Origin of the sequence: Vogesella margarita (assembly GCF_028548475.1) — a bacterium.
GTDB classification, from domain to species: domain Bacteria; phylum Pseudomonadota; class Gammaproteobacteria; order Burkholderiales; family Chromobacteriaceae; genus Vogesella; species Vogesella margarita.
The window spans coordinates 351,236-370,666 of record NZ_JAQQLE010000001.1; the positions used below are offsets into that span (position 1 = coordinate 351,236).

Annotated in this window: 17 protein-coding genes; 10 read left to right on the forward strand and 7 right to left on the reverse strand. The window is 67.5% G+C overall.

Translation table 11 applies throughout. From position 1 onward, the window contains the following. Positions 1-27: 27 nt before the first annotated feature. The 3 genes from mltA to PQU96_RS01755 are packed head-to-tail and all read left to right on the forward strand — an operon-like array spanning position 28 to position 5,564. Complete coding sequence (gene mltA / locus PQU96_RS01745) at positions 28-1,290, forward strand: murein transglycosylase A (RefSeq protein ID WP_272770551.1); 1,263 nt, start codon at positions 28-30, stop codon at positions 1,288-1,290. Between the two features lie 29 nt (positions 1,291-1,319). After that, positions 1,320-2,426: an efflux RND transporter periplasmic adaptor subunit gene (locus PQU96_RS01750; protein WP_272770552.1), complete on the forward strand. Its 1,107-nt coding sequence runs from the start codon at positions 1,320-1,322 to the stop codon at positions 2,424-2,426. A 15-nt stretch (positions 2,427-2,441) separates the two neighbouring features. Continuing rightward, positions 2,442-5,564 (forward strand): efflux RND transporter permease subunit, encoded by a 3,123-nt coding sequence (locus PQU96_RS01755; RefSeq protein WP_272770553.1) that lies wholly within the window; start codon positions 2,442-2,444, stop codon positions 5,562-5,564. Positions 5,565-5,645: 81 nt separating this feature from the next. On the opposite strand, the gene PQU96_RS01760 is transcribed toward PQU96_RS01755, so the two are convergent. Further along, positions 5,646-6,464: a mechanosensitive ion channel family protein gene (locus PQU96_RS01760; RefSeq protein WP_272770554.1), complete on the reverse strand. Its 819-nt coding sequence runs from the start codon at positions 6,462-6,464 to the stop codon at positions 5,646-5,648. A gap of 187 nt (positions 6,465-6,651) precedes the next feature. Here PQU96_RS01760 and hemE point away from each other — a divergent pair, with 187 nt between their 5' ends. The 7 genes from hemE (at position 6,652) to PQU96_RS01795 (ending at position 13,948) form a co-directional block, all read left to right on the forward strand. After that, positions 6,652-7,716 (forward strand): uroporphyrinogen decarboxylase, encoded by a 1,065-nt coding sequence (gene hemE / locus PQU96_RS01765; protein ID WP_272770555.1) that lies wholly within the window; start codon positions 6,652-6,654, stop codon positions 7,714-7,716. Positions 7,717-8,075: 359 nt separating this feature from the next. Continuing rightward, positions 8,076-10,250 carry a primosomal protein N' gene (locus tag PQU96_RS01770; RefSeq protein WP_272770556.1) on the forward strand — a complete coding sequence of 725 codons (2,175 nt, stop codon included), beginning with the start codon at positions 8,076-8,078 and terminating at the stop codon, positions 10,248-10,250. Continuing rightward, positions 10,251-11,630, forward strand: coding sequence for a D-alanyl-D-alanine carboxypeptidase/D-alanyl-D-alanine endopeptidase (dacB, locus tag PQU96_RS01775; protein ID WP_272770557.1), 1,380 nt, complete (start codon positions 10,251-10,253; stop codon positions 11,628-11,630). Positions 11,631-11,694: 64 nt separating this feature from the next. Next, the gene (gene grxC, locus PQU96_RS01780) at positions 11,695-11,952 is read left to right on the forward strand and encodes a glutaredoxin 3 (RefSeq protein WP_189372822.1); all 258 of its coding nucleotides are present in this window, start codon (positions 11,695-11,697) and stop codon (positions 11,950-11,952) included. An 84-nt stretch (positions 11,953-12,036) separates the two neighbouring features. Next, on the forward strand, positions 12,037-12,489 hold the full coding sequence (gene secB / locus PQU96_RS01785) for a protein-export chaperone SecB (RefSeq protein WP_272770558.1): 453 nt from the start codon (positions 12,037-12,039) through the stop codon (positions 12,487-12,489). 68 nt (positions 12,490-12,557) lie between these two features. Beyond that, positions 12,558-12,938, forward strand: a complete 381-nt coding sequence (locus PQU96_RS01790; RefSeq protein WP_272770559.1) for an SH3 domain-containing protein — start codon at positions 12,558-12,560, stop codon at positions 12,936-12,938. 8 nt (positions 12,939-12,946) lie between these two features. Next, positions 12,947-13,948 (forward strand): NAD(P)H-dependent glycerol-3-phosphate dehydrogenase, encoded by a 1,002-nt coding sequence (locus PQU96_RS01795; protein WP_272770560.1) that lies wholly within the window; start codon positions 12,947-12,949, stop codon positions 13,946-13,948. An 84-nt stretch (positions 13,949-14,032) separates the two neighbouring features. Here the strand turns inward: PQU96_RS01795 and PQU96_RS01800 are convergent, their stop codons facing one another. The 6 genes from PQU96_RS01800 to aroQ all read right to left on the reverse strand — a co-directional run bounded on the left by PQU96_RS01800 (position 14,033) and on the right by aroQ (position 19,230). After that, entirely contained in the window at positions 14,033-14,566 is a 534-nt protein-coding gene (locus tag PQU96_RS01800; RefSeq protein ID WP_272770561.1) for a redoxin family protein, read from the reverse strand. 132 nt (positions 14,567-14,698) lie between these two features. Then, positions 14,699-15,883 (reverse strand): DUF3426 domain-containing protein, encoded by a 1,185-nt coding sequence (locus tag PQU96_RS01805; RefSeq protein WP_272770562.1) that lies wholly within the window; start codon positions 15,881-15,883, stop codon positions 14,699-14,701. A 4-nt stretch (positions 15,884-15,887) separates the two neighbouring features. Continuing rightward, on the reverse strand, positions 15,888-16,778 hold the full coding sequence (prmA, locus tag PQU96_RS01810) for a 50S ribosomal protein L11 methyltransferase (protein ID WP_272770563.1): 891 nt from the start codon (positions 16,776-16,778) through the stop codon (positions 15,888-15,890). 4 nt (positions 16,779-16,782) lie between these two features. Beyond that, the gene (accC, locus tag PQU96_RS01815; protein WP_272770564.1) at positions 16,783-18,138 is read right to left on the reverse strand and encodes an acetyl-CoA carboxylase biotin carboxylase subunit; all 1,356 of its coding nucleotides are present in this window, start codon (positions 18,136-18,138) and stop codon (positions 16,783-16,785) included. A 152-nt stretch (positions 18,139-18,290) separates the two neighbouring features. Then, positions 18,291-18,752 (reverse strand): acetyl-CoA carboxylase biotin carboxyl carrier protein, encoded by a 462-nt coding sequence (gene accB / locus PQU96_RS01820; RefSeq protein WP_272770565.1) that lies wholly within the window; start codon positions 18,750-18,752, stop codon positions 18,291-18,293. 28 nt (positions 18,753-18,780) lie between these two features. Next, positions 18,781-19,230, reverse strand: a complete 450-nt coding sequence (aroQ, locus tag PQU96_RS01825; RefSeq protein ID WP_272770566.1) for a type II 3-dehydroquinate dehydratase — start codon at positions 19,228-19,230, stop codon at positions 18,781-18,783. Between the last annotated feature and the right edge of the window lie 201 nt (positions 19,231-19,431).

Here is a 19,431-nt window from a genome sequence, read left to right on the forward strand (position 1 = left end):
TCCGGGTTTTCCGAGAGTCCTGTTTCCATGCTGAACCGTTTACTGCTGTGCACCAGCCTGCTGTTGCTGGTCGCCTGTTCCACCGTTTCCCCGCCGACGACGTCGTCGCCCGCCGATGCCATCCGCTACCAGCCGGCCGCGTTCAGCCAGCTGCCGCAGTGGGACAGCTCGCTGGCGAGCGAAAGCCTGCTGGCGCTGCGCGAAAGCTGCCGCCCGCTGGCCGGCCGCCCGCAGTGGCAGGCGGTCTGCAGCGAGGCCGCGACGCTGGATGCGGCCAACGTTGACGGCATCCGCCGCTTTTACGAGAGCCGCTTCGTGCCGTGGCAGGTCAGCGAGGCCGGCAAGGACAGCGGCCTGATCACCGGCTACTACGAGCCGTTGCTGACTGGCAGCCGCCAGCGCAGCGCGCAGACGCCGTACCCGGTGTACGGCGTGCCGCAGGACCTGTTGCTGCTGGACATCAGCGCCGAGCAGCGCGCGGCCACGCAGCTGGTGGCGCGCCGCAGCGGCGGCAACCGGCTGCAGGTGGTGCCGGGCAAGACCCAGCCCGGCGCCGACGAGCTGCTGGTGAGGCCGGCCGATTTCGTCATCGACAGCCGCACCCGCACGCTGAAGGGCCGTCTCGACGGCAACCGCCTGCTGCCGTACTACACGCGCGCCGAGATCAACGCCGGCAAGGGCGTAGGCAGTGCGCCGGTGCTGGCCTGGGTGGAGGATGAAACCGAGCTGTTCTTCCTGCAGGTGCAGGGCTCCGGCCGCATCCAGCTGGAAGACGGCAGCTTCCTGCGGGTGACCTACGCCGAGCAGAACGGCCACCCGTACAAGTCCATCGGCCGCTGGCTGATCGACCAGCAGCAGCTGACGCTGGCCGAGGCCAGCATGCAGGGCATCAAGGGCTGGCTGGATGCCAACCCACAGCGCCGGCGCGAGCTGTTCGACGTCAACCCGAGCTACGTGTTCTTCCGCACCCTGAACAGCAGCGGCGGCGGGCCGATCGGCGCGCTGGGCGTGCCGCTGACCGACGGCCACAGCCTGGCGGTCGATCCGCGCTACATCCCGCTGGGCGCGCCGGTGTACCTGGCCACCACCTGGCCGCTGGACGGCAGCCCGAAACCGCTGACCCGGCTGATGCACGCGCAGGACACCGGCGGTGCCATTCGCGGTGCGGTGCGCGGCGACTTCTTTTTCGGCTTCGGCACCGAGGCCGGCATGTACGCCGGCCGCATGAAGCAGCAGGGCAAGTTCTGGCTGCTGCTGCCGCGCGGCATGACCCCTGCGCCGCGCCCCTGAGCCGTCACCATTCCGAGAAACGACCCGCCATGATCCGCCCGACCCTGTTCCGAAGCGCCTGTCTTGCCGGCTGCGTGCTGCTTGCCGCCTGCGGCCAACCTGCTACCAGCACCAAGGATGCCAGCGCTGGCGCCGCCGCCGCGCCGCTACGCCAGCTGGCACGCGGCGACGTGCTGCAGGCGACGCTGGCGCCGGTGGCCGCCAGCCTGCCGTTTACCGCCACCCTCAACGCGCTGACCAGCATCGAGGTCGCCGCCGAGATCGATGCCAGCGTACGCGAGGTGCTGGTGCGCGAGGGCGAAACCGTGCGCCGCGGCCAGCTCTTGGCGCGGCTGGACGGCGAGACGCTGCAGCAGGCGCTGCTGGAGCAGCAGGCGCAGCTGGCCAACGACGAGGCGCGGCTGCGCTTGGCGCGCTTGAAGCTGGACAAGCAGCGCGAGCTGTACCAGCAGGGCTTCATCTCCAAGCTGGCCTTCGACGAGGTGGACAGCGAGTACCGCATCCGCGAAGGCGACGTCAACGCCCGCCGCAGCCAGCTGGCGCGCGCGCGCAAGAGCCTGGCCGATACTGCGGTGCACTCGCCGATGGACGGCGTGGTCTACGCCCGCCGCATCCAGCCGGGCGAGCAGGTCAGCCGCAACCAGAAGCTGTTCGCCATCGCGGACCTGAGCCAGCTGGAGGCGACCGCCAGCATCCCGGCGCGGCAGGTGGCGCAGCTGCAGCCCGGCCAGCGCGCACGCTTCCGCGTCGAGGGCGCGACCGAGCAGTTCGCCGCGCAGCTGCTGCGCATCAACCCGGTGGCCAATGCCGGCAGCCGCACCTTCAATGCCTATCTGCGCGTCGATAACCGCGCCGGCCGGCTGCAGGCCGGCCAGTTCGTCAGCGGCGAGGTGATCCTGCGCGAAGTCGCCGACGCGGTGCGCCTGCCGCAGGCGGCGGTGCGCGACGCCGACGGCAGCGCGCCGTGGGTGATGCTGCTGGACGGCAACACCTTGCGCCGCCAGCCGGTCAGCATCGTGCTGCGCAACGACAACGAGCGGGTGCTGGCGGTGCGCGGCATCGAGCTTGGCCGCACGCTGCTGGCGGCGCCGCTCTTGGGGCTGAAACCCGGCGACCGCGTGGCGCTGCCGCGTTAAGGAGAGGGCGATACCATGTGGTTGACCCGCGTCAGCGTGCAGAACCCCTATCTTGCCGCCGTGATGATGCTGTTGCTGACGGTGCTGGGCCTGTTTGCCTGGAAGCAGCTGCCGGTGGAGGAGTTTCCCGATATCCGCTTCCCGGTGGCGGTGGTGTCGGCGACCTATCCCGGCGCCTCGCCGGAGGTGATCGAGAGCGAGGTCACCCGTCCGCTGGAAGAGGCGGTCAACACCATCAACGGCGTCAAGCACATCCGTTCCTACTCCTCCGAGGGCGTCGCCACGCTGGTGGTGGAGTTCGAGCTGTCCACCGACGCGGCCATCGGCCTGCAGGAGGTGCGCGACAAGGTCGGCGCCGCGCAGGGCCGGCTGCGGCGCGAGGTGAGCACGCCGACCATCTCGCAGATGAACCCCAACGACGAGCCGCTGATGTCCTACACCTTCAGCCAGCAGGACGGTTCGCTGCGCGAGCTGAGCAACTGGCTGGACAATGTGCTGAAGAAGCGGCTGCAGACGGTGAGCGGCGTCGGCGAGGTGAAACTGGTTGGCGCCAGCAAGCGCGAGATCCGCATCGAGCTGCAGCCGTACCGGCTGGAGGCGCTGGGGCTGTCGGTCAGCGAGGTGGCCGACGCCATCGCCGCGGCCAACCGTGATTTCCCGGCCGGCCAGGTCAGCAGCCAGCGCGACGAGCTGTCGGTGCGCGTCGCCGGCAAGCTTCAGTCGGTGGACGACTTCCGCGAGCTGGGCATCGCCACGCGCCAGGGCGCGACCATCCGTCTGGCCGATGTGGCCGAGGTGCGCGACAGCGAGGAAGAAAAGAACAGCATCAGCCTGATCGACGGCAAGCCGGCGGTGGGGCTGGACGTGCGCGCCGCGCGCGGCGCCAACGTGGTGGCGGTGGCCGACGCGGTGAAGGCGGTGATCGCCGAGCAGCGGGCGCAGCTGCCGGCCGGCAGCGAGGTCAGGCTCACCTACGACAAGTCGGACGAGGTGCGCAAGTCGCTGAGCGGGGTGCAGCAGACGCTGCTGGAGGGCGCGCTGCTGACGGTGCTGATCGTGTTCCTGTTCCTCGGCAGCTGGCGCAGCACGGTGATCACCGGCCTCACGCTGCCGATCGCGCTCTTGGGCACCCTGTTCGCGCTGCAGGCGCTGGGCTTCACCCTCAACGTGATGACGCTGATGGCGCTGTCGCTGTCCATCGGCCTGTTGATCGACGACGCCATCGTGGTGCGCGAGAACATCGTGCGCCACGCCACGCTGGGCAAGGGCCACTACCAGGCGGCACTGGACGGTACCAACGAGATCGGCCTCGCGGTGCTGGCCACCACGCTGACCATCGTCGCGGTGTTCCTGCCGGTCGGTTTCATGGGCGGCATCATCGGCAAGTTCTTCCACCAGTTCGGCCTCGCGGTGACGGTGGCGGTGCTGATCTCGATGTTCGTGTCGTTCACGCTGGACCCGATGCTGTCCTCGGTGTGGCACGATCCGCACCGCCACGGCGACCACCACAAGGGCCCGGTCGGCCGCGCGCTGGACTGGTTCGAGGCCTCGCTCGACCGCCTCGCCGACGGCTACGTGAGGGTGATCCGCTGGGCGCTGGCACACCGCAAGACGGTGCTGGCCACGGCGCTGGCGCTGACCGTCGGCAGCTTCATGCTGGTGCCGGTGATCGGCGGCGAATTCCTGCCGCGCGCCGACAACGGCGATTTCCGCCTGTCGTTCAAGACCGCGCCAGGCTCGACGCTGGAATACACCGCCGCCAAGGCGCGCGAGGTGGAGGCGCAGCTGCGCAGCATTCCGGAGGTGAGCAGCGTCGACAGCAAGATCGGCGGCGGCCGCTTCGGCGCCGGCCGCAACGAGGCGCAGCTGACCATCGACGTCGGCGACAAGCAGTCGCGCCAGCGCGACCTGTTCCAGCTGATGGCGGCGGCGCGCAGCAGCGCGCAGCGGGTGGCCGGCATCGAGCTGGATTCGGTGCAGGAGCTGGGCCAGCACGGCCCCGGCGGCAAGCCGGTCAATATCGGCATCCGCGGCAGCGACCTGCAGGCGCTGCGCCAGGCCACCGACGCGGTGATGGCGGCGATTGCGCGCGTCAACGGCGTGCGCGACGTGCAGAGCAGCTTTTCCGACGCCGATCCGGCGCTGGACGTGCGCCTGGACCGCGACGCCGCCGCCTCGCTGGGCGTGGATCTCACCCGCGTCGGCAACACGCTGTCGGTGCTGCTGGCCGGCAGCACGGTGACGACGTGGGAGGCGCCGGACGGCGAGAACTACGACGTGCGCCTGCAACTGCCGCGCGAGGGGCGCGAGGCGGCGCTGCTGGAGGTGCTGATGGTGCCCGGCACGCGGCGCGACAACGGCGAGGCCAATATGGTGCCGCTGGCGCAGCTGGCGCGCATCGAGCCGGGCAGCAGCCCGCGCCAGATCGAGCGCACCGACCTGATGCGCGAGATCAGCGTCACCGCCAACATCAGCGGCCGCAGCGCCGGCGAGGTGTTTGCCGGCGTCGATGCCGCGCTGAAGCAGCTGCGGCTGCCGGCCGGGGTGGTGCTGTCGCAGGAGGGCGAGCGCAAGAGCATGCAGGAGTCGCTGGACTACGCGATACAGGCGCTGGCGATGGGGGTGATCTTCATCTACCTCATTCTCGCCGCGCAGTTCCGCAGCTTCACGCTGCCGGTGACCATCATGATGGCGTTGCCGCTGGCCTTCGTCGGCGTGTTCGCCGCGCTGTGGCTGTTCGGCTCGACGCTGAACATGTTCTCGGTGATCGGCATCATCATGCTGATGGGGCTGGCGGCGAAGAACGGCATCCTGCTGGTCGACTTCATCAACCAGAGCCGCAAGGAGGGCATGGCGCGGCTGGATGCCATCGTCGAGGCCGGCCGCGTGCGGCTGCGCCCGATCATGATGACCAGCCTGGCGATGATCTTCGGCATGCTGCCGCTGGCGCTGGCCAGCGGCGCCGGCTCGGAGACGCAGCGGCCGATGGCGCACGCGATCATCGGCGGCCTGATTACCTCCACCGTACTGACGCTGATCGTGCTGCCGGTGGTGTACACCTACCTCGACGGCCTGCGCACGCGCATTCGCCGCCTCTTGGCGCGGCTCACCGGCCAGACGGCGGCCTCGCCGCACTGAGCCGCCGCGCAGGAACGCGCAAGGCCGCTGCCGATGGATGCCGGCAGCGGCCTTGCGTATTGACGACGCTTGCGGCCAACCTTACTGCTTCACGTACACCACCTGCGCCGGCATCGGCGGCGGGAACGCCGCGCCGCCCAGCGCGTCGCGGATCAGCTGGTTGCTGTCGAAGTACACCTGCCAGTAGTGGTCGTTGTGGCAGAACGGCCGCACCGCCAGCACCGGCCCCACCAGGTTGAATTCCAGTATCGCCACCTCCACCGCCGGCTCCGCCAGCACGTTGGGTATCGCCGCCAGCCGCTGCCGCAGCAGCGCGATGGCGGCATCCACGTCGGCGCTGCCGGCCAGCTGCGCCTTCAGCTCCACGCGGCGGAACGGGTTGCTGCTGAAGTTCTGGATGGTGTCGCCCATGATCTTGCCGTTGCCGACCATGGTCAGCACGTTGTCCGGGGTGTTGAGGGCGGTGGTGAACAGGCCGATCTCCTTCACCGTGCCGGTCACGCCGCCGGCGGTGACGAAGTCGCCGACCTTCATCGGCCGCAGCACGATCAGGAACACCCCGGCGGCGAAGTTGGACAGCAGCCCGGACCAGGCCATGCCGATGGCGACGCCGGCGGCGGCGAACAGCGCGGCGAAGGTGGTGGTCTGGATGCCGAAGTAGCCGAGGATGCCGACCACCAGGATTATGTTGAGGGTGACGTTGATGGTGGTGCCGAGGTAACGCATGATGGTGGCGTCGACGTGCTGCCGCTCCAGCGTGCGCTGCACCAGGCTGCCGACCTGGCCGATCAGCCAGCGGCCGATGATCCAGAACGCCAGCGCCGCCAGCAGCGTGCCGCCGATAGTGAACGCGTAGTCGGTGGCCAGCTGCTGCCAGCGGGAAAGGTCGAGCTGATTCATGGCAACTCCTTGTCCGGGTGGGGATTCCCTCTGCAGTTAAGCAGCCGGTATCGCCGCTAACAAGTTCATTTGCATGAATTGTCGTCACGGGCAGGCAAAAACATCGGCCGATGCCGCAGTCAGGTCAAGGCAGCGCCGCCGGCGCAGGGTATAATGCGGCCAACTTTTTTCAGCCCTGACAGCCAACATGACCCAGCTCAAGAACGACACCTTCCTGCGCGCGCTGCTGAAGCAGCCGGTTGAATACACCCCGATCTGGATGATGCGCCAGGCCGGCCGCTACCTGCCGGAATACCGCGCCACCCGCGCGCGCGCCGGCAGCTTCATGGGCCTGTGCACCAGCCCGGATTACGCCACCGAGGTGACGTTGCAGCCGCTGGAGCGCTTCCCGCTGGACGCGGCCATCCTGTTCTCCGACATCTTGACGGTGCCGGACGCGATGGGGCTGGGGCTGTCCTTTGCCGAGGGAGAGGGTCCGCGCTTTGCCCGTCCGCTGCGCGACGAGGCGGCGATCAAGGCGCTGCAGGTGGCACCGCTGGACAAGCTGCAGTACGTGTTCGACGCGGTGTCCAGCATCCGCAAGGCGCTCGACGGCCGCGTGCCGCTGATCGGCTTCTCCGGCAGCCCGTTCACGCTGGCCTGCTACATGATCGAGGGCGCCGGCTCCGCCGACTTCCGCCACGTGAAGGCGATGCTGTACGGCCGTCCGGAGCTGCTGCACCACATCCTGCGCATCACCGCCGACTCGGTGACCGCCTACCTCAACGCGCAGATCGACGCCGGCGCGCAGGCGGTGCAGATCTTCGATACCTGGGGGGGCGCACTGAGCCACGCCGCGTACCAGGAATTCTCGCTGGCCTACATGCAGCAGATCATCTCCGGCCTCAAGCGAGAGGCCGACGGCCGCCGCGTGCCGGTGATCGTGTTCACCAAGGGCGGCGGCCAGTGGCTGGAGCAGATCGCCGCCATCGGTGCCGACTGCGTGGGCCTGGACTGGACCACCGACATCGGCCAGGCGCGCGCGCGCGTCGGCGACAAGGTGGCGCTGCAGGGCAACTTCGACCCCAACGCGCTGTTCGGCAGCCCGGCGGCGATCGAGCAGGAAGCCGGCCGCATCCTGGCCGCCTACGGCCACGGCTCCGGCCACGTGTTCAACCTCGGCCACGGCATCTCGCAGTTTGCCGACCCGGAACACGCCAAGGCACTGGTCGCCGCCGTGCACCGCCTGTCGCGCCCGTACCACGCCGTCTGAGGCCGCCTGCCGCGCATAGCCACCGCCTGCCGGCGGTGGCTTTTTTTGACGCATAAACAAAGCTTGCCGGCAAGGCTTGACAGTTGCCGTCGCAGTTGTTCCACGACTTATGCACACCACAACGGGGCATTTTTTCGGCCTGTCAAGGCTTGTTGCCAAAGAAATCCGGAATTTATGTAAACCAATGATTTTATTGGATTTAATATTTCAGATTAAAATTTGTGCAATCTAATGGAATGCCCGATTGACGCGCTTTTTGCCAGTCGCTTCGTCAGTTGTTCACAAAGTTATCCACAGTATCTGTGCACAGCTGGCGCCAAGCCGCGCCAGTGCTGGATTAGCGGGGAGTCCGTCCCATCATGACTGCAATGCAGCACATCAGTGTCTGGCTCGACGTGCCCTTGCGTGGTGCGTTCACCTACCTGCACCCGCAGCCGCTGCCCAGCGGCCAGCGCGTCCGCGTCGCCTTCGGCAACCGCGAATTGTGCGGCGTGGTCGACAACAGCGTGCCGCCGCAGGCGCTGGACGAGGCGCGCTGCAAGCCGATTCTGGCGGTGCTGGACGAGTTGCCGCCGCTGCCGGAGGCGCTGCTGCAGCAAGTGCGTTTTGCCGCGCGCTACTACCTGCATCCGCAGGGGCAGGCGCTGTTCACCGCCTTGCCCACCGCGCTGCGCGAACCGCGCGCGGTGACGCTGGCCGATCGCCAGTCCTACCGCCTCAATGCCGCCGGCCTCGCCGCCGAACCGTCGGCGCGCAGCACGGTGCAGCGCCAGCTGTGGCAGGCGTTGCAGCAGCCGCAATCGCGCGACGCGTTGCGCCGCGTGCACCCGCAGGCGACGGCTTTTCTCAGGCAAAGGTTGGCCGCAGCCCACATCGACATCCTGCCGTGGCAGGCGTCACCCTTGCAGGTGGCCGCGGCGTTGACGCTGAACGACGAGCAGCAGGCGGCGCTGGACGCGGTGGCGGCCAAGCTTGGCCGCTTCGGCGCCTTCCTGCTGCACGGCATCACCGGCAGCGGCAAGACCGAGGTCTACCTGCAGCTGATCGCCCGCGTGCTGGCGGCCGGGCAGCAGGCGCTGGTGATCATCCCCGAGATCAACCTCACCCCGCAGCTGATCGAGCGCTTCGCGCAGCGTTTTCCCGCCAGCCACATCGTCTGTCTGCACAGCGGCCTGTCTGACGGCGAGCGGCTGCAGGGCTGGGTCGACGCCTGGCAGGGTGTCGCCGACATCGTGATCGGTACCCGGCTGGCGGTGTTCACGCCGCTGCCGCGCGCCGGGCTGGTGATCGTCGACGAGGAGCACGATGGCTCGTTCAAGCAGCAGGACGGCCTGCGCTACCACGCGCGCGATCTGGCGGTATGGCGCGCCAACCAGGCGCAGGTGCCGGTGCTGCTGGGCAGCGCCACCCCCAGCCTGGAAACAGTGGCCAACGTCGAGGCCGGCCGCTATCGCAGGCTGGTGTTGTCGGCGCGGGCGCACGGCAGCGCGCGGCTGCCGCGCATCGGCCTGGTCGATACCCGCCGCCTGAAGCTGGTGGACGGCCTGTCCGAGCCGGTGATCGCCGCGCTGCGGCAGCGGCTGGAGCGGCGCGAGATGAGCCTGGTGTTCATCAACCGCCGCGGCTACTCGCCGGTGCTGGCCTGCACCGCCTGTGGCTGGACCTCGGCCTGCAAGCACTGCAGCGCGCGCATGGTGCTGCACCTGTCGGCGCGCCAGCTGCGCTGCCACCATTGCGGCGCGCAGCAGCGGGTACCGTTGCAGTGCCCGGCCTGCGGCAATCCCGACGTGCAGCCGCTGGGCGAGGGCACGCAGCGGCTGGAGGAGGCGCTGCGCCGGCTGTTGCCGGAGGCGCGCATCCTGCGCATAGACCGCGACAGCACCAGCCACAAGGCGGCGTGGGACGCGGTATACCAGCGCGTGCACGCCGGCGAGGTGGACATCCTGCTCGGCACCCAGATGCTGGCCAAGGGCCACGACTTCGGTGCGCTGTCGCTGGTGGTGGTGCTGGGCAGCGACGGCGCCCTCTACTCTGCCGACTATCGCGCCAGCGAGCGCCTGTTCGCGCAGCTGCTGCAGGTGTCCGGTCGTGCCGGCCGCGCCGAGCTGGCCGGCGACGTCATCGTGCAGACCAACTGGCCGGAACACCCGCTGTACCTCGCGCTGATGCAGCACGATTTCGACGGCTTTGCCGCCAGCCAGCTGCAGGAGCGGCGCGAGGCCGGTTTCCCGCCGGCGGCGAGCCAGGTGATCCTGCGCGCCGACGCGCCGCAGTACCAGGAGGCCGAGGCCTTCCTGCAGCAGGTGCTGGCGCTGTGCGGCGAACTGCCGCCGCCGCTGTTCGTGTTCGGCCCGGCGCCGGCGCTGATGGCGCGCCTGGCCGGCCGCGAGCGCTCGCAGCTGACCTTCGAATCGCCGCAGCGCAACGCGCTGCACGCCTGGCTGCGCGCGCTACTGCCGCAGCTGGATGCGCTGGCGCGCAAGGCGCCGCGCCAATTACGCTGGTCGCTGGATGTCGACCCACAGGAGATCTGAGTGACACGACGTTTGCTGATGGCCATGCTGGCCGTTTCGCCGCTGGCACTTGCGGCCAACCTTGGCGTGCTGCGCGCCGACGAGGTGGCGCTGTGGGCGGCGCCGGTGGAAGGGCGCGCGGTGTTCGACGAGCACCGCGCCGATGCCGCGATGAACCCGGCCTCGACCATGAAGCTGGTCACCGCCTGGGCGGCGCTGAACCGGCTGGGGCCGGGCTACCGCTGGCGCAGCGAGCTGAAAAGCAATGCCGTGCTGGAAAACGGCGTGCTGCGCGGCGACCTGTACTGGATAGGCCGCGGCGATCCGCGTTTCGATTCCGTGCGCCTGACCGAGCTGCTGCGTCAGCTGCGCCTGCGCGGCGTGCAGCGCATCGACGGTCAGCTGCTGCTGGACAAGCGCGCGTTCAGCCGCATCAGCAGTGCCGACGGCTTCGACGGTGACGCCGAGCGCGTGTTCTCGGTGCCGCCGGACACCCACCTGTCCAACCTGAAGGTGGCGTGGCTGCGTTACTTCTACGAGCAGGGCCGGCCACAGGTGGTGCTGGACCCGCCGCTGCCGGGCTTCCGCCTCGACAACCGGCTGCAGCCCGGCGCCGCCGCCAGCTGTGGCGACGTGCGCGAGCACGCCGAGGTCAGCGTCAGCGGCAGCAGCATCCGCGTCAGCGGCAAGCTGCCGCTGGCCTGTGACGGCGCGGCCAGCTACGTCAACGTGCTGGATAACGACGGCTACGCCGGACAGAGCTTTGCCGCCATCTGGCAGCAGCTGGGCGGCGAGGGGCCGCGCGGCATCGCGCAGGGCGATACTCCGCCCGACGCGCGCCAGCTGGTGCGGCTGGATTCCGACCCGCTGCCGCAGGCACTGAACGACATCAACAAATACAGTAACAACACCATGGCGCGCAGCGTGTGGCTGACGGTGGGCGCGGAAAGCCCGCACAGCGGCGATACCGTGGCCGACGCGCAGCTGGCGGTGCGCTCGCTGCTCCTGGAGCGCGGCATCGCCGCCGAGCCGCTGCAGCTGGAAAACGGCGCCGGCCTGTCGCGGCGCGAGCGCATCAGCGCGCGCCAGCTGGGCGCGATCCTGCTCGATGCCGCACGCGGGCCGTACGCGGCGGAATTCATTGCCAGCCTGCCGCTGGCCGGCGAGGACGGCACCCTGCGTCGCCGTTTCGCCGGGCTGGGGCCACGGCTGCGGCTGAAGACCGGCACCCTGGGCGACACCCGCGCGCTGGCCGGCTACTGGCAGGCGCCGTCCGGGCAGCGGCTGGCGATCGTGGCGCTGCTCAATTCCGCGCGCGCGGCGCAGCTGCAGGGCGCGCTGGACGCGCTGGTCGGCGAGGTGGTCGAGCGTTACGCGGCACAGCTGCAAGGGCAGCCCTGAGCCTTGCCTTGGGCGCGGTAACTGGCCTTATAATCATCGTTTGTTCTAGCTTAAGGTCGTCACCATGCAACCCGTTACCATGTACACCTCGGCCTATTGCCCATACTGCATCCGCGCCAAGCAGGTGCTGGCCCAGAATGGCGTGACCGACATTGAAGAAGTCCGCATCGACCTCGACCCGCAGGCGCGCGACACCATGATGTCGCTGACCGGGCGCCGCACCGTGCCGCAGATCTTCATCGGCGACGTGCACGTCGGCGGCTGTGACGACCTGGTGGCGTTGCATTCGGCCGGCAAACTGGACGTGCTGCTGGCCGGTTGACGCGCGCAGCTGTCATCATTTTCGTGCGATGATCCGCACTTGACTCCAACCCCGCGCCCGACGGCGCTACCGAGATCCAACACCATGAGCGAACAACAAGAGCTGCAACCGGTATTCTCCATCGAAAAAATCTACGTCAAAGACCTGTCGCTGGAAATCCCGAACGCACCCGCCATCTTCCTGGAGCAGGCGCAGCCGGAAATCGACATGCAGCTGGCTTCCGAAGGCCGCCAGCTGGAAGACGGCTTCTTCGAAGTGTCGCTGACCGTGACCGTGACCGCCAAGCTGCCGGAAAAAACCATGTTCCTGTGCGAAGTGGCACAGGCCGGTATCTTCCAGATCCAGAACATTCCTGCTGAAGACATCGACCCGATTCTCGGCGTGGCCTGCCCGAACATCCTGTTCCCGTACGCCCGCGAAACCGTGTCCAGCCTGGTTGGCCGCGCCGGCTTCCCGCCTGTGCTGCTGGCTCCGATCAACTTCGAAGCCCTGTACATGCAGCAACGCGCCGCCCAGGCCGAAGCCGGTACAGCCTGATCGCGATGAAACCGACTCGCATTGTGTTTGCAGCCGTACTGGCCCTGCTGGCCAGTACGGTTTTTGCATTGGAATTCCGTTCGGTCAAGGAAACCGGCGTCGCGCTGTACGAGGCGCCCAACCTTGCCGCCAAGAAACTGTTCGTGGTCAGCCGCTACTACCCGGTGGAAGTGCTGGTGACGCAGAAAGACTGGGCGCGGGTGCGTGACGCCACCGGCGGCATCGCCTGGATCCCGGCGGCGGCGCTGTCGACGCGGCAGATGCTGCTGGTCACCGCCGAGCAGCTGCCGGTGCGTGCCGCACCGGCGGAAAGTTCGGCCGTGCTGTACCAGGCCGGCAAGGATCTGGCGCTGGAACTGCTGGAGCCGCCGCAAAGCGGCTGGGTCAAGGTACGTCATCGCGACAATACCGTGGGCTATGCCCGCATTACCGGCCTGTGGGGCTTGTAAGGAACACGATGAAAATAGCCGTACTTGGTGCCGGTGCCTGGGGCACGGCGCTGGCCTTCGCATTCTGCCGCCAGCATCATGTCACGCTGTGGGGCCGCAACGCCGAGCAGATGATAGACATGCAGGCCACGCGCCTGAACCGTCGCTACCTGCCGGAGTGCCCGTTCCCGGCCGATCTGCACCTGTCCGCCGACCTGTCCGAGGCGGTGCTCGGCGTCGATCTGGTGCTGGTGGTAACGCCGATCGCCGGTTTGCGGCCAACCTTGCGCGAGCTGGCGCGGCTGAAGGTGGATGCGCCGCTGCTGTGGGCGTGCAAGGGCTTCGAGGCCGGTTCCAGCCTGCTGCCGCACCAGGTGGTGGCCGAGGAGTTCCCCCATCTCAAGAGCGTCGGCGTGCTGTCCGGCCCGAGCTTTGCCCGCGAGGTGGCGCAGGGCCTGCCGGCGGCGGTGACGCTGGCGTCGGAAAACTACGCGTTTGCCCGCGACTACGCGCGCGAGCTGCACAGCCCGCTGCTGCGCATCTATGCCAATGACGATCTGGTCGGGGTGGAAGTCGGCGGCGCGGTGAAAAACGTGATGGCGATCGCCACCGGTGTTGCCGACGGCCTCGGCTTCGGCATGAACGCGCGCGCGGCGCTGATTACCCGCGGCCTCGCCGAGATCACCCGCCTCGCGGTCGCACTCGGCGGCAGCCAGCAGAGCATGATGGGCCTGTCCGGTGTCGGCGACCTGCTGCTGACCTGCACCGGCGCGCTGTCGCGCAACCGTCAGGTCGGCCTCAAGCTGGCGGAAGGCAAGTCGCTGGATACCATCCTCGCCGAGCTGGGCCACGTCGCCGAGGGTGTGCCGACGGCGCGCGAGGTGCTGAAGATGGCGGAGCGGCTGCAGGTGGACATGCCGATCACCGCCGCGGTGTGCGAGCTTCTGTATCACCAGGCCACACCACAACAGGTGGTGGAGCGCCTGCTCGGCCGTGCGCCCAAGCCGGAGTTTCACGCGCCCGGCGCGTAAACCGTTGCGACGCCGCTACTGCAGCACCCTCCGCAGCATCCCCACCGGCAGCCTGGCGCTGCCGGTTTTCACGTCCGCGCTGTCCTAGCGCGGCAGGGTGGAGTAGCGCTCCACCAGCTGCTGCCGCAGCTCTGCGAAGTCGAAGTCCTCGTCTTCGCCCTGCAGCCGCTGCGCGTAGCCGATGCGGTCGTCACCATCCACCAGCCATAGCGCCGGGCAGGTCATGCCGGCCAGCGGCACATCCCGGATCAGCACGCCGAAGTGCTTGTGGAAGTCGCGTCCGCGCAGGGTGGAGAGCAGCACCACATAGGGCAGGCCGTGCGCCTGGCGCGCGCGGGCGAGGCTGAACGGCGAATCGACGGTGATCACGATCAGTTGCAGCTGCGGCCACGGTTCCAGCTGGCGGCGCAATGCCTGCAGCAGCGCGAGTCCGGCCTTGGGCGCGTCCAGCGATAGCAGGGTCACCACCAGCTTGTCGTGGCCGAGAAAACGCTCCAGCGACACGTCGCGCAGCTGTTCGTCGACCAGCATGAAGCTGGGCAGGGTCTCGCCCGCCTGCGGGAAACGGCCTTCTACCTCCAGCTGGTCGTCGGCATGGCGGAAATGAAAATGGGTCATGATCTGCTCCTGATGGTTTCTTCATGGTGGAACAGAACATGCGAAAAGCAAGCGCCGGGCGGCGGGCTTATGAAAAAAGCCGGTGACCGGCAGCGTGAGGGCTACGGGCACCGGCTTTGCTTCCTGATGGGATCAGGGGTAGTAGAAGTGCAGGCTGTAGCCCAGCGCCTTGGCGTTGCGCACTTCCATGCGGGTGACGATCTTCAGTTCGCTGCTCGCGTTGAAGCGGCCCAGCTTGAGGTCGTCGGCGGACAGGTACTGTTCCGGCTTCAGCGTCTTGCGGATCAGCACGCGGTCCTCGCCGTCCTTCAGCGACACCTCCATCAGCGGGAAGGCCTGCGGATAGGGGGCCAGATTCTTCAGCGTGGCGTCCAGCTGGATCAGGTGCTCGTGCTGCGGCACGAACGACAGCTCGGACCACTCGGTGCGGATCAGCTGGCGCTGGGTCGGCAGCGGCACCTCGCAGCCGAGCGACTGGCACAGCGACTCGAAGGCGGGGCGCAGTTCCGGCAGCTCGGCGCTGACCGCGGTACGGTTGATGAAGGCCAGCTGCAGCAGCAGCACCAAGACGCCGATGACGCCGAGTAGGCCGAAGGCGGTGGCGCGCAGCCAGTTGCCGTCACCGGCTGGTGCGGTGTCGCTTTCCTCGGCGTCGTGGTCGGCCGGCGCGGGGGCGTCGTCGTCCAGGTCGGCGGCGGAAATCGGCGGCAGCGGGCTGTCCGTGCGCTCTGTGTCGTACTGTGCGGCCAACCTTTGCTGGCGGTTGCTTACCGGTGCTGGCGGCGGTTCGTCCACCAGCGCCACCGGTTCGCTCACGCGACCGGCCGGTGTTTGCAGCGCCTCGGCCAGCGCGCGCTGGAAGGCGGCGATGTCCTGCTGTGGCTCGGCGGCCGGGGTGTCATCCTGCTGCCGGGGCGGGGTATCCAGATCCTGCCACGACAGCGGCTGTTCCGGTTCCGGCATCAGGTCGAAGTCAGGCAGATCCAGCTCCGCCCCGGCCTCGGGTGCGCTTACGGCTGCCGCACGCGGCTCGGCCACGGGGGCAAGGTTGGCCGCATCCCGTTCCGGATGAAAGTCCGGCAGCTCCAGCTCGAAGTCGTCGTCGGACGCCGTATCGATGCGGGAGGCGGCCGCACTGGCCGGGGGGGTGATGACCGGCGGCGCCTCGACTACGGGCGGCGCCTGGTCGAAATGACTCGGTGCGTGGAAGACATGGCTACAGCGCCCGCAGCGCACCATGCCGGCAGCAAGGGCGAGGTGGGCATCGGAGACCTTGAAGCGGGTCTGGCAGGCGGGGCACTGTGTGGTGTAGCTCATGTCGTCAGCCGCGTTTCACGCCGGAAAGACGGGTCCAGCCTTCGTCGAACACCGGTGCATCCATGTCGAACCACTGGCCGTAGATGGCCGCCAGTTCTTCCGCCTGTTCCTGCAGGATGCCGGACAGCACGATGCGGCCACCTGTGCGTACATGGCCGGCCAGCAGGCCGCCCAGCAGGCGCAGCGGATTGGCGAGGATGTTGGCGACCACGACGTCGTACTCGCCCGGCTGCAGGCTGTCGGGCAGGCCGAAGTCGGCACTGACGCCATTCTGTTCCGCGTTGTCGATGCTGGCGCGTACCGCCTGGGCGTCGATGTCGATGCCGCGGGTGGCACCGGCGCCCAGCTTCAGTGCGGCGATGGCGAGGATGCCGGAGCCGCAGCCGTAGTCGAGCACTGTTTCGCCGCCCTTGATCTGTTCGTCCAGCCACTGCAGGCACAGACGGGTGGTCGGGTGGCTGCCGGTACCGAAGGCGAGGCCCGGGTCCAGTTGCAGGTTGATCGCCGCCGGGTCCGGCGACTGGTGCCAGGTCGGGGTGATCCACAGCCGCGACGAGATGCGGATCGGGTCGAACTGGCTTTGCGTCAGGCGCACCCAGTCCTGTTCCTCGACACGGCCAAGCTCGTACTGCGGCAGCGGCAGGCTGCACTTGAGCGCGGCCATCGCGATCATGGCGGCGACGTCGGCGTCCTCGGCGAACAGGCAGTTGATCAGGCTGTGTTGCCACATCTGGTCAACCGGCTCGCCCGGTTCGCCGAAAATCGGCTGCTCTTCGGCGGTGCCGGCCAGCGCATCCTCGATGGTGGCGGACAGGGCGCCGACGTCCATCAGGACGTCGGCGAAGCGCTCGGCCACCGCCGAGTCAGCTTGAATGGTGGCTTGCAGCCATGCCATAGAATTAACTGCCTTTCTTCAACTGCGCCAGACGTTCTTCCAGGTAGTGAATGCTGGTGCTGCCTTTCTGGAAGGCGGCATCGAGGAACAGCTCCTGGTGCAGCGGGATATTGGTCTTGATGCCGGTGATGGCCATTTCCGACAGCGCGACGCGCATGCGCGCCATCGCCTGGTCGCGGGTATCGCCGTAGGCAATCAGTTTACCCACCATCGAATCGTAATGCGACGGCACGGTATAGCCCTGGTAGATGTGCGAATCGATGCGGATGCCTGGGCCGCCGGCCGGATGGTAGCTCTCGATCTTGCCCGGCGACGGCACGAAGGTGAACGGGTCTTCGGCGTTGATACGGCACTCCATCGCGTGGCCGCGGAAGTGGATGTCCTTCTGCTTGAAGCGCAGCGGCAGGCCAGCGGCGATGCGGATCTGTTCCTGCACGATGTCGATGCCGGTGATCAGCTCGGAAACCGGATGCTCCACCTGCACGCGGGTGTTCATCTCGATGAAGTAGAACTCGCCGTTTTCGTACAGGAATTCGAAAGTACCGGCGCCACGGTAGCCGATACGGCGGCAGGCGTCGGCGCAGGCTTCGCCGATCTTCTTGCGCTGTGCATCGGTGATGCCCGGTGCCGGCGCTTCTTCGATGATCTTCTGGTGACGGCGCTGCATCGAGCAGTCACGCTCGCCCAGATGCACGGCGTTGCCGTGCTGGTCGGACAGCACCTGGATCTCGATGTGGCGCGGCTGCTCCAGGAACTTCTCCATGTACACGGTCGGGTTGCCGAAGGCGGCACCGGCTTCGGTACGGGTCATGTTCACGGAGTTGATCAGCGCCGCTTCGGTGTGCACCACGCGCATGCCGCGGCCACCACCACCGCCGGAGGCCTTGATGATCACCGGGAAGCCGATCTTGCGGGCGATCTTGGTGATTTCGGCCGGATCATCCGGCAGGGCGCCGGCGACGCCGGGTACGGTCGGTACGCCGGCTTCGATCATCGCCTGCTTGGCGGACACCTTGTCGCCCATCAGGCGGATGGTTTCCGAGCGCGGGCCGATGAACACGAAACCGGACTGCTCCACGCGTTCGGCAAAGTCGGCATTTTCCGACAGGAAGCCGTAGCCGGGGTGGATCGCCTGCGCGTCGGTGACTTCGGCGGCGGCGATCAGTGCCGGTACGTTCAGGTAGCTGAGGGTGGAGGAGGCCGGGCCGATGCAGACCGATTCGTCGGCCAGCTTCACGTATTTGGCTTCGCGGTCGGCCTCGGAGTGCACGACCACGGTCTTGATGCCCATTTCGCGGCAGGCGCGCTGGATGCGCAGGGCGATTTCGCCGCGGTTTGCAATCAGGATCTTTTCAAACATGTATTTCTCCACTGCGGGGCGGACGCCGGAAGTGCGATCCGGAACGCACGCCGTGTGCAGGCTGGGGTTTTTCCCGTAAACGGTGCGTCAAACAACAAGGGCACTGACCAGACTGGCGTGCCCTGTGTTCAGCATGTCGTGCGGCAGGCTGCTTACTCGATGATGAACATCGGCTCGCCGAACTCGACCGGCTGGCCTTCTTCGATCAGGATGGCTTTCACCACGCCGGCGCGCTCGGCCTCGATCTCGTTCATCAGCTTCATCGCTTCGATGATGCACAGCGTGTCGCCGACATTGACCTGCTGGCCGACTTCGACGAACGGGGTCGATTGCGGGCTAGGACGACGGTAGAAGGTGCCGACCATAGGCGACTTGACGGTGCCCGGGTTGTTGGCAACGGATACCGCGGCCGGTGCTTCGGCGGCGGCCGGTGCGGCGGCGGCTGGTGCTGCGTGTTGCGGCACCTGCATGGTCATCGGTTGTGCGTAGTGCACGGTGCTGTTCGGGGAAACGCGGGTAATGCGGACTTTTTCTTCGCCTTCGGTCACTTCCAGTTCGGCAATGCCGGACTCTTCGACCAGATCAATCAGCTTTTTCAGTTTGCGCAGGTCCATGGTTTTCCTTCTTTAGGTATTCGGGTGTTTATGCCGGCTGTGCCAGACGCTTGATCGCGTGGGCCAGGGCCAGCTCGTAGCCGTGGGCGCCCAGTCCGCAAATGACGCCGATCGCCAGATCCGAGAAATAGGAGTGATGGCGGAAGGCTTCGCGGGCGTGGACATTCGACAGGTGAACTTCGATGAACGGTACCTTGACACCGGCCAGCGCATCGCGCAGGGCGACGCTGGTGTGGGTGAATGCAGCCGGATTGATGATGACCAGATCGGTGCCGTCACCAAGACAGGCGTGGATGCGGTCGATCAGCACGGATTCGGCGTTGCTTTGCAGCGAATCCAGTTCAATACCGGCAGCAGCGGCCTGTTGCTGCAGACGACGGTTGATGTCGTCCAGTGTATCCCGGCCATAATGCTGTGGCTCGCGCAGTCCGAGGAGATTCAGATTGGGGCCGTGCAGCACAAGGATTTTTCGGGTCAAGATAGCAGTCTCGGTTTTGATATGGGCGCGAGTTTGCCGCAATTGCCGGCACGATGTCTAGTATTTGACGTATTTCAAACGCTCGTTTGTTTTTTGGTGCGGCGAAAATTTGTCACGCTCCGGAGTCAAAACCCGGGTGCCACTTCCCGCCGCACGGCAGCTTGCCGCCTTGTCGCCGGCGATGACTTGATCTGGGGCAAG

Bases quoted from the DNA above. Each gene is read 5' to 3' on its own strand.
- mltA (WP_272770551.1), top strand. From the start codon at position 28: ATGCTGAACCGTTTACTGCTGTGCACCAGCCTGCTGTTGCTGGTCGCC.
- PQU96_RS01750 (WP_272770552.1), top strand. From the start codon at position 1,320: ATGATCCGCCCGACCCTGTTCCGAAGCGCCTGTCTTGCCGGCTGCGTG.
- PQU96_RS01755 (WP_272770553.1), top strand. From the start codon at position 2,442: ATGTGGTTGACCCGCGTCAGCGTGCAGAACCCCTATCTTGCCGCCGTG.
- PQU96_RS01760 (WP_272770554.1), bottom strand. From the start codon at position 6,464: ATGAATCAGCTCGACCTTTCCCGCTGGCAGCAGCTGGCCACCGACTAC.
- hemE (WP_272770555.1), top strand. From the start codon at position 6,652: ATGACCCAGCTCAAGAACGACACCTTCCTGCGCGCGCTGCTGAAGCAG.
- PQU96_RS01770 (WP_272770556.1), top strand. From the start codon at position 8,076: ATGACTGCAATGCAGCACATCAGTGTCTGGCTCGACGTGCCCTTGCGT.
- grxC (WP_189372822.1), top strand. From the start codon at position 11,695: ATGCAACCCGTTACCATGTACACCTCGGCCTATTGCCCATACTGCATC.
- secB (WP_272770558.1), top strand. From the start codon at position 12,037: ATGAGCGAACAACAAGAGCTGCAACCGGTATTCTCCATCGAAAAAATC.
- PQU96_RS01795 (WP_272770560.1), top strand. From the start codon at position 12,947: ATGAAAATAGCCGTACTTGGTGCCGGTGCCTGGGGCACGGCGCTGGCC.
- PQU96_RS01800 (WP_272770561.1), bottom strand. From the start codon at position 14,566: ATGACCCATTTTCATTTCCGCCATGCCGACGACCAGCTGGAGGTAGAA.
- PQU96_RS01805 (WP_272770562.1), bottom strand. From the start codon at position 15,883: ATGAGCTACACCACACAGTGCCCCGCCTGCCAGACCCGCTTCAAGGTC.
- prmA (WP_272770563.1), bottom strand. From the start codon at position 16,778: ATGGCATGGCTGCAAGCCACCATTCAAGCTGACTCGGCGGTGGCCGAG.
- accC (WP_272770564.1), bottom strand. From the start codon at position 18,138: ATGTTTGAAAAGATCCTGATTGCAAACCGCGGCGAAATCGCCCTGCGC.
- accB (WP_272770565.1), bottom strand. From the start codon at position 18,752: ATGGACCTGCGCAAACTGAAAAAGCTGATTGATCTGGTCGAAGAGTCC.